Raw genomic sequence first — 17,806 nt, 5'->3', positions numbered from 1 at the left:
ATTGCTCTGCCAATTGAGCTAGAGGCGCTTATTTGTTTTTCAAGGTTTCCCTTGCAACAGAAAAATACTATACGCGAGTTTTCATGGTGTGCGCAAGTTGATTCAGGGTGAGCCTGGACACATTATTTGGGTGGGGTGTGTGGGACACTAGACTGTGTGTATTGCACGGGGCGCGCCCGCGTCCCTCCCCTTTTCTTGATACCTATTGTTGTTTTGAGGAGTTATTGATGAGTGTTCGTCTTGAGCCGGGTGTTCCGGCGCCTGCTTTTTCGCTGGTTGATTCGGCTGGTGTTACTCATAGTTTGAGTGATTATGCGGGCAGTAAGGTGATTTTGTATTTTTATCCGAAGGCGTCGACTCCGGGTTGTACTAAGGAGGCGTGCGATTTCCGCGATAATTTGGCGTCGTTGAAGTCGTTGGGTTACGTGGTGTTGGGTGTTTCTCCGGACTCGCCGGCGGCTATTGCGCGTTTTGTAGAGAAGGAGTCGTTGACGTTCCCGCTGCTGTCTGATGCTGATCATGCGGTGGCTGAGGCGTATGGTGCGTGGGGTGAGAAGAAGAATTACGGCAAGGTGTATGAGGGCCTGATTCGTTCGACGTTTGTGATTGATGAGCAGGGTGTTATTTCTGTGGCTCAGTACAATGTGCGTGCGACGGGTCATGTGGCGAAGCTGCGTCGTGATTTGGGTATTGACCCGAAGTAGGGTCGTGTTTTCTGTGCTCGGGTAGCGCGAGGGGCGGCGGCGCTGTGTAGCACCTCCGTGTGGGGGCTGTTGTTCGGCGTGTTTGCGGGCTTTTTGCCCTATGGGCGCTTCTTTTAAGGCTTGGAGAACCTTGGTTCCTGGTGTACACTAATTTCTTGTTGCCTCAGACGCATGCATCTTCGGATGTGGGGTGACACTGCGCGCGAGTGGTGAAATTGGCAGACACGCAGGATTTAGGTTCCTGTGCCTTATGGCGTGGGGGTTCAAGTCCCCCCTCGCGCACACACATTTACATTGGGCCCGCCGTCACGGTTTTCGTGGCGGCGGGGTTTCTTGTATGTGCCTTACCGGGGTGGGTGTGTCTCGCCCGGTTGGGTGTTGAACCGTTATCCTGAGAGATAAGCATCCGCGACGGAAGAGAGGACCCTCCCGTGCAGCATCAGCCTTATGCATCGTCAGCTGTTGGCAATTCTGATGCGCTGCTTCGAGCCACTGTCGGCTCGAGTGGCTTGAGTCGACGCGCCGTTTTGCGTTTTGGCGCACTTTTTAGTGCTGGTTTGGCGCTTTCTGCGTGTTCTGGTCAGTCTTCTGCTGGTTCGTCTGCTGGGTCTTCGGCGAGTGCGTCGTCTGCTGATGCGCGTCGTGTGTTCCGTTTTGCGCAGGGTGCGGCGCCGTTGGGTTTGGATCCGGCGTTGTTTCCTGTGGCGAGTACGTATCAGGTGACGGCGCAGGTTTTGCAGACGTTGTTGGTGGCGAATCATTACACGGGTGATCCTGAGGTTCAGGATTCTTTGTGTAGTGCGTGGACGGTTTCTGATGACCGTTTGGTGCATACGTTTGTGTTGCGTGAGGCGCATTTTAGTAACGGTTCTGCGTTGACTGCGGATGCTGTGGTGCAGAATTTCCAGAGGTGGCAGGCGTTGGCTACGGGTGAGGGTACTGCAGCTCATGCGGTGCCTGCTCAGCCTTTGTTTGCGTGGGGTTTTGGTGTGCCGAAGCCGGGTTCTATTGATCCTTCGGCGGTGGAGCCTGCGCCTGTTCAGGCGTCTCCGTCGGGTGCGACGACTCCGTCAGCAAGTGCTTCCCCGTCTGCTTCTGCGAGTGCTTCTGCGAGCGCCTCCCCGTCTGCTACTGCTTCTGAGGCTGCGAGCGCCTCCCCGTCTGCTACTGCTTCTGAGGCTGCGACCCCGAGCGCGTCTGCTTCTGCATCGGCTTCTGCGAGCGCTTCTGATGCTGCGCATCCGGGCGATAAGAAGGGTGCGCAGAAGTCGGATTCCGCTCAGTCCTCTGTGGTGCAGTCGTTCTTGCCGTTGGTTTCGTCGGTGGTGGCAAAGGGTAACTCTGTGGTGGTGACGCTGTCGCGTCCTTCGTTGGCGTTTCCGCGTATTTTGACGCAGCAGGCGTTTGGCATTATTGATCCTTCGCTTTTTGGTGCGGATCAGAAGCTGACGGGTAACCCGGTGGGTACGGGCGCGTTCCGTGTGGAGTCGTTCGAGGCCGGCACGGTTCGCTTGCTGAAGAATACCCATTTTGATGGTCAGGCACCTGAGCTGGATGAGATTCAGATTTCGACCCTCACTTCGTCGGATAAGCGTTATTTTGCGCTGATGCAGGGTCATATTGATGCGTGTGATCAGGTGAATTCGTCTGATCTGGGTCAGTTGGCGCGTGATGGTTATCAGACGCCGGGCCGTGACCCGTTCTCGCTGGTGTATTTGAGCCTGAATACGGCGCATCCGGTGTTGAAGAATATTTCGGTACGTCGCGCTATTTCGCATGCTGTGGATCGCGGTGCACTACGTCAGTATTATCCGCAGGGCACCTCGGATGCGCAGACGCTGATTTCGCCGTCGTTCCGCATTAAGGCTGATGACGCGAAGGATTACACGGACCGCAATCAGGATATGGCGCGCTCGCTGTTGGCGACTGCTGGGTACGACAATCAGGTGATTGAGTGCTACTACCCTGCTGACGTTTCTCTGCCGTGGATGGATACTCCTCAGAAGGTGTATTCGGAGATGGTGGCTTCGCTGATTGAGGTGGGTTTGAATATTAAGCCGGTGCCTCTGCCGTGGGCTGAGTATCTGCCGAAGAGCCGCGAGGTTTCTTCTGAACGCGGTATTACGCTGGCCGGTTTCTACGGCATGTACCGTGACCCGTACGCATTCTTTGGCCCGGTGTTGGCGCCGCTGATTGCTGAGCATCAGGTGCGTTCGTTGATTGCGAATGCGCCGTCGGATATGACGACTGGTTTGACGAAGAAGAGTTCTGATGTGCCGTCGTCGGGTGGTGCGAATTCGAATGTGCGGATTTCTGCGACTCCGAGCCCGCAGCCGAGTTATTCGCCGGACCCGTTGACGCCTGAGGAGGAGGCTTCGGCTTCTGCTTCGCCGAGCCCGTCGGCGTCGCCTTCGCCGCAGCCTACTGCTGTGGCGGTTGCGCCGTCGCCTCGTTTTACGGAGATTTTGGAGGCGATTCGTACCGCGGATTCTGCCGATTCGGTGGATTCGCAGCGTGAGCTGTATGCGAAGGTTGTGTCTCAGCTGGGTCAGTTCATGCCGGCGGTTCCGTTGCTGAATGTGACGTCTAAGGTGGCTGTGAGCCGTGAGGTTCAGGGCTATCAGACGGAGCAGAATGCGATTGAGCTGTTTGGTAAGCTGCGCAAGTCGTAGCCTGCGTTTTTAGCTTTTGCGGAAAGGGGTGCATCCCGATTGGGGTGCGCCCCTTTCGCCGTGTTTGGGGCTTTCGTGGGGCTTTCGGTGAGCGGGTGGGCGGGTATTTCTGGAGCTGCTTTCGGGTTGTTGCCGGCGGGTGTAGCAAATGCATGCGATTACGGGTCTTTTCGACCCTAAGAGATTTATTGATATGAACTGCAACACTCTCTCTCGTTTTGTGGATTCTGACTATGCCAACCCCACTAAAAGGGGTAGGCTAGATGATGTACCCCACATTCACTGTGCCCAGGCCGGGCACCCGCACCCCTAAGGGAGAATTCAGTGGTAGCACGTACTGAACGAACCGACGTCGTCCTGGTCGGCGGCGGCATCATGAGCGCCACCCTCGGCGTGTTCCTCAAGGAACTCGAACCGACCTGGAACATCGTCCTGCTCGAACGCCTCGACAAGGCCGCTCAGGAATCCTCCAACCCCTGGAATAACGCAGGTACCGGCCACTCGGCACTGTGCGAACTCAACTACGCACCCGCTGGCCCCGACGGCACCGTCTCGGCAGCTAAGGCGCTGAACATTAACGAGCAGTTCCAGATTTCCCGCCAGTTCTGGGCATCCCTGGTTGAAGAGAAGATTCTGGGCAACGCAGACTTCATTAACCCGGTCCCCCACATGTCCCTGGTCTTCGGTGAGGACCACTCCAAGTACCTGGCAGCACGCTACGACTCCTTCCGCAAGGAGAAGCTCTTCGAGCGCATGGAATTCTCCACCGAGCGCGAGAAGATTGGCGAGTGGGCACCGCTGACCGTCAACGGCCGCAAGGGCAACGAGCCGATCGCCGCAACCTGGTCCCCCGAAGGTACCGACGTTGACTTCGGCGCCCTCACCCAGCAGATGATTGACCACCTGCAGACCAAGGGTGTTGAGGTTCGCTACGGCTACCAGGTCACCAACCTGAACCGCGAGTCCAACGGCTCCTGGACCGTTGACGCTATCAACCGCATCAACAAGGAAGAGCCGCTGACCATCAACGCGAAGTTCGTCTTCCTCGGTGCCGGTGGTGGCGCCCTGCACCTGCTGCAGAAGTCCGGCATTGAAGAGGGTAAGGGCTACGGCGGCTTCCCCGTTTCCGGCCTGTTCCTGCGCAACACCCACGAGGCCACCGCAAACCAGCACAACGCTAAGGTGTACGGTCAGGCTTCGGTGGGCGCTCCTCCCATGTCTGTCCCCCACCTGGACACCCGCTACGTGGACGGCAAGCGCGCCCTCATGTTCGGCCCCTACGCAGGTTTCAAGACCAACTTCCTGAAGCAGGGCTCCCTGTTGGATCTGCCGCTGTCCCTGCGCCCGCACAACATCTACCCGATGACCCGCGCAGGCATCGACAACCTGTCCCTGGTCAAGTACCTGCTCTCCGAGCTGGTCAAGGACAAGAACGCACGCCTGGAGTCGCTGTACCAGTACTACCCCGAGGCTGTTGGCGGCGAGTGGGAGCTCATCGAGGCTGGCCAGCGCGTCCAGATTATGAAGAAGGACGCAAAGAAGGGCGGTATCCTGCAGTTCGGTACCGAGGTTGTCTCCGCAGCGGACGGCTCCATCGCGGCTCTGCTGGGTGCATCCCCCGGTGCTTCCACCGCGGCTCCGATTATGCTGAACCTGCTGGCTAAGTGCTTCCCCTCCAAGATTGCCGGTTGGGAGCCTCGCCTGAAGGAGCTCATCCCCGGTTACGGCGTGAAGCTCAACGATAACCACGACCTGGCTGATGAGCTGATGGCTCACACCGCTAAGGTTCTGGGTATTCACAACTAGTTTTCAGTTAGGCTCAGCAGGTAGCTTTATACCCTAGCTGACAAGCCTTTTTTGAGGCTTTTCGGGGCGGTTACCCTCTCTAACTGACCGACAGGTCAGCTATCTGCACTCGCAGAAAAATGCGGGAGGGTTAGAAAACCCTATAATGTCACCGCAGGGGCGGGAAGGACAGCTCATTGTTCTCCTCGCCCCTTCTGTGCGCCCACACGCTGAAGCTCATAGGCGCACCACTGTGTACACCCCACTCATTCAAGGAGCCCCATTGGCTGCACACACCGGCTCTTCCACGGACACCTCCTCAACCCAGGTACCCGCCGGAGCTCGACGCGGTCTCTTCTCCCGTAAGAAGAAGCCCGCTGACCCCAAGTACGTCAGCGTCAAGCTGCGCGACTTCCCCAAGGGCAGCATCCTCTACATTCTGCGCCGTGCCATCTACAAATTCGGCGCAAACGGCGGCACCGACATGGCGGCAGCACTCACCTACTTCACCGTGCTGTCCATCTTCCCCGCCCTGCTGGCGATCGTCTCCCTGCTAGGCGTATTCGGTCACGGTGAGGAAAGCGCCGCCGTCATCCTCGCCTTCCTCAAGGACAACGCGCCCGCCCAGATGTACGCCATTATGGAAGACCCCATCAAGCAGATTACCGGCGACCATGGCGCAGGCCTGGTGCTGTTGACCGGTATCCTCAGTGCGCTCTGGTCCGCCTCCGGGTACACCGGATCCTTCGGCCGAGCTCTCAACACGGTCTACAACGTGCGTGAAGGCCGCCCCGGCTGGATTCTCAAGCCGCTGAACGTCTTCGTCACCGCCGTGATTATCATCCTCGTGGTACTCATGATGCTCATGATGCTGCTGGGTGTAACCGTCCTGGACATGGTCGGTCAGTACGTGCCCGCGACCGTCGACATGGAGCTCATCAAGCTCATCTGGCTGAACGGCCGCTGGGTGCTGATTCTGTTCATGGCAATCGCCCTGATCACTCTACTCTACGCCGCCACCCCGAACGTGCGCCGCTTCAAACAGTGGAAACTCTCCCCCGGTGCGGCGCTCGCCCTCTTCGGCATGGGCCTGGGCGGTTTCGGCTTCACCCTCTACGCCAACAACTTCAGCAAGTACAACGCCACCTACGGCCTGATCGGTGGTGTGATTGTGATGCTGCTGTTCATCTGGATCATGAACAATATGCTTCTCTTCGGCGCGCATCTGGACGCCGAAATCATGCTCATGCGCCAGATTATCGCTGGCGATGACGACCACGGCCACCTGAAGGTGCAGCCGCGCAGCACCTCCGCATCGCGTGCACTGAAGGCACGCCAGGAACGCCTCATGTCCGCCGGACGCGAATTGCAGCAGCAGGCGGCAGGCCAGGGCATGCTCCCCAAGCCGAAGGGCCCCTCCATTGCGGATCGCGTGCAGAAGGCGGTGGACACTAACACCACCATGATTCGCACGTTCATTGCCGACGGCAAGGAACGACTCGACAACGGCAAGGAACAGTTGCAGAAGAAGCAGGCGAAGGCTGATACCGCCGAGGCTCAGGCTTCTGAGGCAACCGCGGCGAAGGCAGAAGCGAGCGCAAAGGCTGAACCTCAGCAGGAGGCGCTCTTCGACCTGGGCACCGATAACTCAACCGGTGCGGCCAAGAAGAACTAAGCGGTAGCTCAGCTGAGCGCGTACCGCCTCAACCTTTCAAAGGGCGCAGGACAGAAACCCTGCGCTGGTCACTAAGATAGAACTATGACCAGTGCAGAATTCTCTCCCGCGCCCTTTGCCGTACCCAATGCTGTTGTACCAGGCACTACCCTGCCCGACCTCGAGTACACCCTCTACCAGCCGCAGCAGCTCAAAAGCCGCGTCCCTGCCCTCATGATTCACGGCTTTGCCACCCGCGGCGAGCAGCTCTACGGCGGCACCAGCTGGATTCGCCAGTACCTGCGCGCGGGATACCCCGTGCTGATTGTTACCCTGCCCTACCACTCAGACGAATACCTCAAAGACCCCGAGTCCATGCACGCCATCGACTGCAAGCTCCCCAACAACACGGGCGTGCGTAGCGGCACGATTCCGTTCGATTCGGTGCCCCCTGTCGATGCGGAGGGCCAGCCACTGACCCCCATGCACCTGTTCACCAACCTGCTCGCCCAACTGCTGCGCACCGTCGCCACCGAGAACGACCTCGGCGTTGAACTGGAGCCCCGCGCGCACGTTATCGGCTTCTCCTTCGGCGCGCGCGTCGGCTGGGAACTCGCCCTCACCCACCCGGAGGCGGTCGCATCCCTCACCCTGGGCGGCCTGCCCCTGCACGACCACCTCATTACCCTGCGCGCCATGCTCGAAGCGCACGAGGGAACCAGCGTCACGGCGGATGGTGAAACCCCGGCGGCAGACTCCACCGACGAGGCGATTGCCTCCTTCACCTCGATCATTGACAACTCCCCCATTCAACCCGACGCGCTGCTGAAGTTCGTGAGGATTCCCTTCGGCCCGTTCTTCAACGTGCCCGCCCTGCGTGCCGGATCCCCCGACCTGCCTGCGGGTCACCCGGGCGCGCATCCGCACGCGCCCATTGCGGTCGTGCTCGGTGACGCGGACACCATCGCCGCCGACGGTGCCGAACTCTACGACATGGTGCGCGGCGACAACCCGCTCAACCGCTTCATCTCCCTGCCCGGCCGCGACCACGTGAACGCACTGACCTCGGGCGCATTCCGACGCGGTGCGCTCACCTTTGCGGCAGAGGTGGAGGCGGCAGAGTAAGTAGCCGGGGCTAGGCGGGTTCCGGGAGGAGTAAGAGACAACGTCATAAAACGTCACATTCACCTGGGGGCTTCACGCTCACCCCCGGGGTGCATCAGGTATGCCTTAGCTCTTAGAATGGGAACGTATCAAAAAACCTTTATCTGCGGTTGAACCTCAGCCGCGCCTCAGCAAAGGAGCACCATGCACAAGGTTAAGGCTGTCGTAGCCCTCGCCCAGGACGCGCCCGTCACCGTCACCACCATCAACGTACCCGACCCCGGCAAGGGCGAAGCACTCGTCAAGGTCCTCACCTGCGGTGTCTGCCAGACCGATCACCACTACGTCACCGGCGGCGTCGGCCAGGACTTCCCCTACCTGCTCGGCCACGAGTCCGCAGGTATCGTTGAGGCTGTCGGCGATGACGTCACCGACATCGCCCCCGGCGACCTGGTCATCCTCAACTGGCGTGCCGTCTGCGGCGAATGCCGCGCATGCCGCAAGGGCCAGCCGCAGTACTGCTTCGCAACCCACAACGCAACCCAGAAGATGACCCTCGAGGACGGTACCGAACTCACCCCCGCACTGGGTATCGGCTCCTTCGCTGAGAAGACCCTCGTCGCAGCTGGCCAGTGCACCAAGATCACCGCTGACATCAGCCCCGAACAGTACGCAGCCATCGGTCTGCTCGGCTGCGGCGTCACCGCAGGTCTGGGCGCTGTGCTGAACACCGGTGAGCTCAAGCGCGGCGAGTCCGTGGCAGTCATCGGCTGTGGCGGCGTCGGCACCGCAGCAATCGCAGGCGCACAGCTCGGTGGCGCAACCACCATCATCGCCGTCGACATCGACGAGGATAAGCTGGCACGCGCACGCGAACACGGCGCAACCCACACCGTGAACTCCTCCAAGGTCGACCCCGTCGAGGCCATCAAGGAACTCACCGGCGGCTTCGGTGCAGACCTCGTCATCGACGCTGTCGGCATCGCCCCCACCTTCAAGCAGGCATTCGAAGCACGCGACCTGGCTGGCCGCGTCGTCCTCGTCGGCGTGCCCGCACCCGGCACCACTTGGGACATCCCGCTGGATGAGGTGTTCGGCCGCGGCGGCTCCATCAAGAGCGCATGGTACGGCGACACCCTGCCCTCCCGCGACTTCCCCGAATTCGTGGACCAGTACCTGCTCGGCCGCCTCGACCTGGACGGCTTCGTCTCCGAGCGCATCCGCCTCGAAGACGTCAACGAAGCATTCGAAACCATGAAGACCGGCCGCGTGCTGCGCTCGGTCGTGGAACTCTAGGAGCGTAGCGTGAGCGAACGTATTGAACGAGTCGTCACCTCCGGCACCTTCTCGCTGGACGGCGGCTGCTGGGACGTCGACAACAACGTCTGGATCATCGGCAATGACTCCTCCGTGATCATCATTGACCCCGCCCACGACGTCGACAAGATCTCCCGCACCGTCGCAGGCCGCACCGTGGAGAAGATTCTGCTGACCCACGCCCACGACGACCACATCCGCAGCGCCAAGGAGGCGGCAGAACGCTTCGGCGCACCCGTCTACCTGAACCCCGCAGACCGTGTGCTCTGGGAAATGGTGTACCCTTCCTGGGACTTCGACCACGAACTCGCTGACGGCGATGTACTGCGCATCGGCGACACCGAACTGAAGGTCCTCGCCACCCCCGGCCATTCCCCCGGCTCCGTGTGCTTCTACGCACCCACCCTCAGCTGGGAAAACAGCGAAGGCGTCGTCTTCTCCGGCGACACCCTCTTCAACGGCGGCCCCGGCGCAACCGGACGCTCCTACAGCGACTTCGACACCATCATCGAGTCGATCTCGACCCGCCTGCTGACCCTGCCCGCGTCCACCGCGGTCCTCACCGGCCACGGTGACAGCACCGGCATCGGTCTGGAGGCGCCCGAGCTTCCCGCATGGATTAAGCGCGGTCACTAAACCTGTAGCCTCACGCTGAGGCGCAAAAAGCCGAGCACGGTACACAAAAGGCGGATGCCCCACCACCTGCAGAAGGTGGCGGGGCATCCGCCTTTTATCGCGCGCTCATCACGCTCAAGCTACCGGCAAGGAACTAGCAGCAACCCAAACTAGCCGCGTTCCGTCTCAGCCAAAGGAGCCAACTGCTCCTCATGCTCCTCACGCCACAAGTAGCCGTACAAATGACCCAACGCAAAATACAGAGTCGCAATAATCACCGGAACCATAAACGCATTACGGTAATACGGGGCATCCCCCATATAGCCGCCCCACATACAGCCCAGCGCAAGACCAATGCCCAGCATCGAACGGGTAAAGAAGCTCGCCTGCGCATCAGGAATATGCTTGAGCGAACGGTTCAGCCACAGCTCATGGCCGCCAAACGCCACACCCAGCACCGCGCCGCACAGCGCCAACGCATAGAAAATCGTGGACGTATCATCGCTCGCCGGCAAGTACAGCGCCGCCATAATCAGCAGAACGCCGCTCGCCAGCCAGCCATGCCAGGGGTTCACCGAACGGCCACCCAAAACCACGGGGAAAGCCACCACCACGAGCGCACCGGTACCGGTCGCAACCATAGCCATGAACAGGTTCATCGAACCGTGAATCAGCGAGAAGCCCAGCAGACCAGAACCAACCGAACCCATGCACGCACCCAGCAGCACCAGACCAAGAATCAGCACCACCGTCTGACGGCTCGGACGCACCAAATTCTGCGGCGGAGCCATACGAATACGAGAAATATCAGGCAGCCACATCGGCGCGGCTAGAACCACAATGAACAGCAACGCATCCAGAATAATCGTGATCCAGAAACCCGCATACTCATGATTCGGGGTGATATACGCATCACCCAGCCACACCAACAGAGCAGCCAGCGGGTACATCGACATGTTCGCCGTAGTACCCCACGACACCGCAGTCGACAAGCGAACATCACTGTACTGATAGTTACGGCGATACAGCGACTCAAGAGCAAACGGAGTCCACGGCGGAGTCGTGAAACCCATCGCCACACACGAGAGCGCATGGTAGGTTGTACTCACGTTATTCGGGTCAACCGTCAAACGCCAACCAATGACCAGCATGTTCAACACCGCGGCAATATTCAGTATCGACGTAATCGCCAGCAACGCCCGCAAACCCAGGGCACGCACCAGCATCGGGCCGAGCATAATCTGCACCGAATACGCGCCAGTAAACGCCGCCACTGCATAGCCGCCATCATGCACACTACCCAGGTGGCTCGCCAACAGAATATACAGCGCAAACGCCGAGGAAGCCGCCGGAATGTGGAACAGAATCGTCAACACGTTACGGGCAAATCCCTCAGAACGAAGCACCGCATACAGATGACGACGCTGCTCCTTACCGTTGCGCAGGAACAATGCCCAATGCTGACGCAAAATGTCCGGCAGCGAGGTGTTCGTGTTAACCTCATCCGCAGCCGGAATCGGGCGAGGCGGCAGCTCCTGCAACACGTGCTCGTTGCTGCGCACCACATCCGTCAGGGAGGTGCCCGGAACCGTCGGAATGCCTGTACCCGAAGCACTCAACCTATCCGAAGTATCGGGGGCGGGTGCCACCTTCATGGTGCGCGGAGGAACCCCCGGCGCGGATGCGTTAGTGTGCGCATCAGCCGAAGGTTCCACACGATACGTTGAATTCGGTGCCCTGTCCTGAGGTGTCGAGGTCATCATCTCTTTCACGAATAAGCCGCCGGACATGCCATAACAGCAGCCCGGAAGCGAATTTATGCCTACTAGGAGTTTACCCTCACCGACGATCCGTTCTGACCCTTTTCAACCACAATCTGGGCGGGAATACGGTTCTTCATCTCCTCCACATGCGAAATCAGGCCAATAGTGCGGCCACTATCACGCAGCGATTCGATTGTGCCCATCACCATGTCCAGAGTTTCAGCGTCCAACGTGCCAAAACCCTCATCAATGAAGAGGGTATCCAACTCGATACCGCCATTATTCGCCTGAACAACCTCAGCCAGACCCAACGCCAACGACAGCGACGCCAAGAACGACTCACCACCGGACAGCGACGACGCCTCACGCGGCTCACCCGTCCAAGTGTCAGTAATCTCAAGGTTCAGGCCGCCACCGGAACGGCTACCCTTCGCACGGTGATCACTGAACACCATGCCGTAGCGGCCCTCACTCATACGGTCCAAATGCAGCGACGCCGATTGCAGAATACGCTCAAACTCGGCACCCAGCACATAGCTGACCAGGTCAACCTGATGCTCATAACCGCCCAGAGTGTCACCGCGGGCAGCCGCCGCCAAGTTAGCCAACATCTGCGCACGGTCATAACGCTGCGCCGTCTGCGCACGGAACGCCGCATACTCGCCACGCAGAGCCTGCAAAGAACGCAGCACGCTCTCCCGCTCGCCCTCACGAAGAGTCAAACGGTGCGCCGCCGCACGCAGCTGCTCAACCCGCTCACGCACGCCCTGCAGATCATCCGGCGCCTGCTCACCAGCGGCAACACGAGCCGCCACCGCAACAATCGCCTCACGACCAAAGCCCTCAAGGAGGCGGGCATGCTCCAGCTCATACGCGGCAACAGCCTGCTCTAGGGCATCAACACGCTCGGGGGTGCGCACCGCCGCCTGCACCAGCTCAGCGCTCTCAAACGCAGACTCAGCCAGCAGACGCTGCGCCGCAGCAGCCGCCAGAGCATGACGCTCACGCGCCTGCCCCAACAGCAACACCGCACGAGCAAGACGCTGATGCGCCGCACGGTAGCCCTCCACAGCCTCAACACGCTGCGCAAAGCCCACCGCCGCACGAGCAGGCGCCAACTGCGCCGCAGCCGCCTCACAGCGCGCCGCAGCGTCACGGTGACGAGTCTGAGCCTCAACCGCCGCGCCCTCAATGGTGCGTAGCGCCTCCTGAGCCTTCTGCCGTTCAGCCTGCACCCGCTCAACCTTCACCAGCACGCCGTCACGCGCGGTCACACGCGACTGAGCCTGCGCGAGGCGAGTCTGCGCCTGCTGCAACTGGGCGGCAGTCTGCTCCACATCGCACTCGCCCTGAGCCGCCAGGGTCTCATACTGGGTGCGGGCGGCGGCGAGCGCCTCGGAGGCTTCCTGGTGCGCCTTGGTCGCCCGATCCTTAGCCAGCTCGTGGGTGCGCGCCTGCTTGTGAGCCTTGTCTTCACGCTCCTTGGCGACGTCCAGGTCGGCACGCTCAACCAGCTGCTCGCCCTCGGCAATCTGTGCGGGGGCGGGGTGCTCGACCGAGCCGCAGACCGCGCAGGGTTCGCCGTCCTTGAGCTCGCGCGCCAGCAGCGAGGACGCCTGGGCGAGGCGCAGCACCTGCAGGTTCTTGAACTCCTCCGTGGCTACGAGCGCCTGCTGAGCCGAAGCCTGCCACTTTTCCTGCGCCTTCTGCTCGGCGGTGGCGGTGCGCTTGCTCTGCTTCTCAGCCTCAGCAACCGCGGCGGAGGCGACATCGAGCTTCTGCTGCATCTGCTGGGCTGCATCGTGCTTCTGCTGCGCCTCGGTGACCAGGTGCGCGGCGAGGGTGCGTTCCTCGTCGGCGGTGCTGTAGCCGGCGAGTTCTTCGGCGAGCTGCTCGGCCTGGGCGGTGAGGTCGTTCAGCGTCTTTTCGGCACGCGACTTGTCCTTCTCGAGGGCGTTAGCCTGCTTCAGCAGGGCGGCTGCGGCGGCTTCCTCGTCGGTCAGCTGCGCGTCCTTCTTCTGCAGGGCGCGCAGGGTGTCAAGGAGCGCCTCGAGCTGGGTTTCCTGCTCGGCGGGCTCGAAATCCGGGAGTGCGGCGAAGGTGGTCTCTTCGGGGAAGATGACCTCTGCCGAGGTTTCCTCATCGCGGAGTGCCGCAAGCAGGGCGCGACCAGTCTCATCCAGCGCGGATGCACAGGCCGCCTGCTCCTGCTGGCGGGCGGCGAGCGCCTGCGATTCGGCATGGACCTGCGCGTACTGTGCGTGCAGGGGCGCGGCGGCACGTGCCTGCGCCAGCTCTTCACGCTGCGCCTTGTGCTCGTCGGCGCGTACGGTCAGGCGGGTGCGGCGCTCGCAGAGCTGCTCGTATTCGCGCCAGTCGGCCTGCAGCTGGGCGCGTTCGGCGAGCAGGCGGGTGTTCCGGTCGGCTTCGTCGGTGAGGCGCTGCTGCTCCTGCTTTTCGCGTGCGGAGGTTTCGCGGGCGCGTTCTACTCCGCCGGCGACCCATGCGTCGAGGGTTTCGGCAGTGACATTCTCGGCAGTGACGCTCTCAGCGGTGAGCTGTTCGGAAGTCTCCGCCTCCACAGGGTCTTCGGTAGCGGAGCCCTCCCCTGCAGCATCTTCAGCGTCCGGATCCGCAACATCCAGTAGCGCCTGCAGGGCGAGCATTTCTACGCGGGCACGTTCAAGGTAGCCGCGCTGGGTGTTTTCGTCCTGGGCGACTTCCTGCTGGGCGGTTTTCGCTTCTTCGGTGAGTGCGGCGAAGAGCTGTTCGTAGTGTTCGACGGGGAACATCTTTTTGAGCAGTTCTTTGCGTTCTTTGGGCTTGGACTTGAGGAATTGCGCGAACTGACCCTGCGGCAGGAGTACGACTTTGAGGAATTGTTCTTTGGTCAGGTGGGTGCGTTCGGCGATGGTGCGGTTGACTTCGGCGACGCTGCTGGAGATGGGGGTCCAGGCTTTTTCGTCGGAGGGGTCGGCGCCGGGTGCGAGTTCGGCGAGGGTTGCTTTGGCGCTTTCTTCGCGCATCTGGCCTTTGCGGGCGCCGCGGGTGATGGGTTTGTTGTAGGCGGGGGTGCGGTCGATGCGCAGGCGCTTGCCGTGGAGGGTCACGTCGAGTAGCACGCGCGGTTTGGTGCCGCTGTGTGCCGCGTAGGTGGAGTGCAGTTTGGCGGATTCGCGGTCGCTACTGGTTTCGCCGTAGAGGGCGTAGCAGATGGCGTCAAGGATGGTGGTTTTACCGGCACCGGTGGGGCCGTTGAGCAGGAATACGCCGGCGTTGTTGAGGGTGTCGAAGTTAATTTCTTGGCGCTTGGGGTATGCCATGAAGGCTTCGAATTCGAGGCTGTGCAGGATCATGCGTTGTCCTTGTGGCTTTTGATGTGGTCGCTGAGGGTGGTGATGACGTCGCGTTCTTCGCTGGTGAGGGGGCGGTTGCGTACGTATTGATGGAATTGGTCGAAGGTGTCGACGGGGTCGGCGTCGCGGGTGGGTTGTGCGGCGGCGGGTTTGTCGGCGGCGGGTTGGGTGCTGCGGTAGCTGAAGTGGGAGATGGTTTCGTAGCGGCTGCGCAGGCGGTCGACGGCGCCGACGGGTAGGGTTTCGTCGGTGAGTTCGATGCGGCAGTAGTAGCCGTGTTCGTAGTCGGTGTGTTCGGGGCTGTTGAGTAGCTGCTCCATGGTGCCGCGCAGGGTTTTCATATGTACGCGGGTTGCCCATTCGTGGCCGCTGATGGTGGGTTCTTCGCCGGGGTTGAGTTCGATGAGGTAGGCGCCGTTGCGGTTGTGTTCTTCGCTGAATGAGAAGCCGAGCGGGGAGCCGCTGTAGCGGATGGTGTGGGTGACGGGGTAGCGCTTGTGGATGTGGCCGAGGGCTACGTAGTCGAAGCCGTCGAAGAGGGAGGCGGGTACCCAGTCGATACCGCCGACGCTGATGTCGCGTTCGGAGTCGCTGCGGGGTGTGGTGTCTGCGCTGCCGGTGGTGTCGCTGACGGTTGCGTGGCTCATGACGATGATGCGGTCGGCACCTTCGCCGCGGGCGCGTCGTTCTGCGGCGTCGGCGCGGATGGCGTTGGTGACGGCGCCGAGGACCGCCTGGTGGGTGGGGTCAACGCCGAGGGCGGTGGCGTGAAGGCGCGGCGCGAGGTAGGGGATGGCGTAGACGTGCACGCGCTGGGTGCCGTCGGTGAGTTCGACGGGGCGGGTGGCGTCTTCGAGGCTGGTGCGCAGGTGCACGCCGGAGGCTTCGAAGAACGCGGCGCCGTAGCTGAGGCGGCGGAAGGAGTCGTGGTTGCCGGAGCTGAGGATGACGTGCACGCCAGCGCGCATGAGGCGGGTGAGTGCCTGGTCGAGCAGGGTGGTGCTTTCGGCGGTGGGGATGGTGCTGTCGTAGACGTCACCGCTGATGAGGAGGGTGTCGATACCTTCGGCGTGCACGTAGTTGAGCAGTTCGTCGATGAACTGCTGGTGTTCGCGGGTGAGGGGGCTGCGGTGGAAGGTGCGGCCGAGGTGCCAGTCGGAGGTGTGCAGAATCTTCATGGTTTCAGTATGGCACTGCGTCATGTTTTGCGCCTCGCAGTTCGTCATTCAGGGGTCGGAACCCACCACTGCGTAGGTGCTCATGCGGAGCGGGGGCTCCGTCCTCAAGGCGCCCCAGCGCCGCAGAGGGGGCACTCCCCCGCGAGCATGAGCACGAAGCCGCCTGGTATACCCCCACCCCCGCGCATCCTGAGCACGAAGCAGCTTATGCCCTAGCCCGCGCATCCTAACCGCCCGTGGGATAATCGCCCTATGAGTTTTTCTTCTGTTGAGTTCACGCGTGCACCTGAGGTTTCGGCTGAGTTTACGGGCAGGGTGCGCGGCTTGTTGTGTGCGTCTGCGTTGGGTGATGCGCTGGGTTATCCCCTTGAGCTACTGTCGGCTGAGCAGATTGCGGAGCGCGTCCCTAAGCCGTGGGATTCGGCGTTTGGTGAGCTGTTGGTCAGTGATGATACGCAGCTGACGTGTTTCACTCTGGATGCTTTGACGGAGGTTTTGGAGTGGAATAATGAGGGCGCGGCGGCGGATGAGTTGGCGTGTTTGTGGTTGGCGTATTTGCGGTGGTTCCGCGGTATTGGTGAGGTTCTGCCGGAGTCTGCGCCGTTTTCGTTGGATCGTGAGATTGATGGGGCGCCCGAGTTGACGGCTCGTCGTGGTCCGGGTGCGGCGACGTTGCGGGCGTTGGGTTCGGGTGAGATGCAGTTGGTGTCGAAGTCGTTGAATCCTGATGCTTTGGGTAGTGGCGCGTTAGTGCGTTCGGCGGCGTTGGGTGTTTTGCCGGTGGCGCAGGAGCGTACGGTGGTTTTGTTGGCGGTGCGTGCGGCGGCGTTGACGCATGGGCATCCGGAGGCGTTGGCTTCGGCGGCGGCGTATGCGTTGTTGGTGCGTGACCTGTTGGCGTCCCAGTCTGGCTCGTTTGGTGTGTTGTTGGATTCTGCCCGCCGTGTGCTTGACTGGTGCGGCACGGTGGGCGCGGATGATTCGATTCCGGGTGATGCTGCGCGTACGGCGGCGGCGTTGAGTCGTGCCGTCAAGCTGTTGGAGGGCGGCGTGGTGCCGGTGCCGCAGGCTGTAGCGGAGCATTTTGGTACGGGTTGGACGGCGCCGGAGCTACTGGGCGTGGCGTTCTGGTGTGCTGCGGATGCTATGAAGAGTCTGTCGGCTGATGCTGATGATGCGACGGTGCGTGGTGCCCTGTTTGAGGGGTTGTGCCGTGCGGTGTCGGTGGATTCGGATTCGGATTCGGTGGGTGCGATGACGGCGGCGTTGTGGGCGGCGGCTGGTTTCCCGGTGGGCGGCGGTGAAGCTGATGCGTGGTCGGAGGCGCTGGGTCGTGTGCGTGGTTTGGATCAGGTGGAGGCGGTGGCGGAACGCTATCTGCGCCAGCTGGGACTGTAGCGGCGCTGAACCTCAACGGCATAGCGGCGATGCGTAGCGGGGGCTCCGTCCTCGAAGCGCCTGGCCCATTCATTTATTGGGGCGCTGAAGAGGGGGCACTCCCCCGCGAGCATCGTCCACAAGCCGTCGCAACAAACTGCCTAAGGGTACAGAAAAGGCTCTCCGGTATTTCGGAGAGCCTTTTCTGTATGTGCAACTAAACCTTACGGCGTAGCCGGTCACGCGGAGCGGGGGCTCCGTCCTCGAAGCGCCCCCAGGCG

The 17,806-nt window shown here is 61.4% G+C and carries 11 protein-coding genes and 1 tRNA gene; 9 read left to right on the top strand and 3 right to left on the bottom strand.

Translation table 11 applies throughout. The features are described 5' to 3' along the window. Positions 1–227 precede the first annotated feature (227 nt). From bcp to HMPREF2980_RS04945, 8 genes are all read left to right on the top strand, one after another. The gene (gene bcp / locus HMPREF2980_RS04980; protein ID WP_049342150.1) at positions 228–704 is read left to right on the top strand and encodes a thioredoxin-dependent thiol peroxidase; all 477 of its coding nucleotides are present in this window, start codon (positions 228–230) and stop codon (positions 702–704) included. Positions 705–904: 200 nt separating this feature from the next. Then, positions 905–986 (top strand) — tRNA-Leu (locus tag HMPREF2980_RS04975). Positions 987–1,135: 149 nt separating this feature from the next. Beyond that, the gene (locus HMPREF2980_RS04970; RefSeq protein WP_070690472.1) at positions 1,136–3,376 is read left to right on the top strand and encodes an ABC transporter substrate-binding protein; all 2,241 of its coding nucleotides are present in this window, start codon (positions 1,136–1,138) and stop codon (positions 3,374–3,376) included. Between the two features lie 324 nt (positions 3,377–3,700). Next, on the top strand, positions 3,701–5,182 hold the full coding sequence (locus tag HMPREF2980_RS04965) for a malate:quinone oxidoreductase (protein ID WP_049342152.1): 1,482 nt from the start codon (positions 3,701–3,703) through the stop codon (positions 5,180–5,182). A 262-nt stretch (positions 5,183–5,444) separates the two neighbouring features. Beyond that, positions 5,445–6,836, top strand: coding sequence for a YihY/virulence factor BrkB family protein (locus tag HMPREF2980_RS04960; protein ID WP_049342153.1), 1,392 nt, complete (start codon positions 5,445–5,447; stop codon positions 6,834–6,836). A gap of 84 nt (positions 6,837–6,920) precedes the next feature. Then, positions 6,921–7,940: an alpha/beta fold hydrolase gene (locus HMPREF2980_RS04955; RefSeq protein ID WP_070690469.1), complete on the top strand. Its 1,020-nt coding sequence runs from the start codon at positions 6,921–6,923 to the stop codon at positions 7,938–7,940. Positions 7,941–8,123: 183 nt separating this feature from the next. Continuing rightward, positions 8,124–9,215, top strand: coding sequence for an S-(hydroxymethyl)mycothiol dehydrogenase (locus tag HMPREF2980_RS04950; RefSeq protein ID WP_005505506.1), 1,092 nt, complete (start codon positions 8,124–8,126; stop codon positions 9,213–9,215). Positions 9,216–9,224: 9 nt separating this feature from the next. Then, positions 9,225–9,872: an MBL fold metallo-hydrolase gene (locus HMPREF2980_RS04945; protein WP_005505505.1), complete on the top strand. Its 648-nt coding sequence runs from the start codon at positions 9,225–9,227 to the stop codon at positions 9,870–9,872. A 149-nt stretch (positions 9,873–10,021) separates the two neighbouring features. On the opposite strand, the gene HMPREF2980_RS04940 is transcribed toward HMPREF2980_RS04945, so the two are convergent. The 3 genes from HMPREF2980_RS04940 to HMPREF2980_RS04930 all read right to left on the bottom strand — a co-directional run bounded on the left by HMPREF2980_RS04940 (position 10,022) and on the right by HMPREF2980_RS04930 (position 16,172). Beyond that, on the bottom strand, positions 10,022–11,611 hold the full coding sequence (locus HMPREF2980_RS04940; protein WP_246823682.1) for an MFS transporter: 1,590 nt from the start codon (positions 11,609–11,611) through the stop codon (positions 10,022–10,024). Between the two features lie 65 nt (positions 11,612–11,676). Beyond that, on the bottom strand, positions 11,677–14,970 hold the full coding sequence (locus tag HMPREF2980_RS04935) for an AAA family ATPase (protein ID WP_070690466.1): 3,294 nt from the start codon (positions 14,968–14,970) through the stop codon (positions 11,677–11,679). Then, entirely contained in the window at positions 14,967–16,172 is a 1,206-nt protein-coding gene (locus HMPREF2980_RS04930; RefSeq protein WP_246822893.1) for an exonuclease SbcCD subunit D, read from the bottom strand. The genes HMPREF2980_RS04935 and HMPREF2980_RS04930 overlap by 4 nt, the downstream gene beginning before the upstream one ends. A gap of 228 nt (positions 16,173–16,400) precedes the next feature. On the opposite strand from HMPREF2980_RS04930, the gene HMPREF2980_RS04925 reads away from it, so the two are divergent. Beyond that, complete coding sequence (locus HMPREF2980_RS04925; RefSeq protein WP_070690462.1) at positions 16,401–17,546, top strand: ADP-ribosylglycohydrolase family protein; 1,146 nt, start codon at positions 16,401–16,403, stop codon at positions 17,544–17,546. The last annotated feature ends 260 nt before the right edge of the window (positions 17,547–17,806 follow it).

It is taken from the genome of Rothia sp. HMSC076D04 (genome assembly GCF_001814645.1).
Lineage (GTDB): Bacteria > Actinomycetota > Actinomycetes > Actinomycetales > Micrococcaceae > Rothia > Rothia mucilaginosa.
The sequence above is the reverse complement of the archived record's forward strand: the minus strand, read 5'-3'. Positions and strand labels throughout refer to the sequence as shown.

Bases quoted from the DNA above. Each gene is read 5' to 3' on its own strand.
- HMPREF2980_RS04925 (WP_070690462.1), top strand. From the start codon at position 16,401: ATGAGTTTTTCTTCTGTTGAGTTCACGCGTGCACCTGAGGTTTCGGCT.
- HMPREF2980_RS04940 (WP_246823682.1), bottom strand. From the start codon at position 11,611: ATGACCTCGACACCTCAGGACAGGGCACCGAATTCAACGTATCGTGTG.
- HMPREF2980_RS04955 (WP_070690469.1), top strand. From the start codon at position 6,921: ATGACCAGTGCAGAATTCTCTCCCGCGCCCTTTGCCGTACCCAATGCT.
- HMPREF2980_RS04950 (WP_005505506.1), top strand. From the start codon at position 8,124: ATGCACAAGGTTAAGGCTGTCGTAGCCCTCGCCCAGGACGCGCCCGTC.
- HMPREF2980_RS04930 (WP_246822893.1), bottom strand. From the start codon at position 16,172: ATGACGCAGTGCCATACTGAAACCATGAAGATTCTGCACACCTCCGAC.
- HMPREF2980_RS04935 (WP_070690466.1), bottom strand. From the start codon at position 14,970: ATGATCCTGCACAGCCTCGAATTCGAAGCCTTCATGGCATACCCCAAG.
- bcp (WP_049342150.1), top strand. From the start codon at position 228: ATGAGTGTTCGTCTTGAGCCGGGTGTTCCGGCGCCTGCTTTTTCGCTG.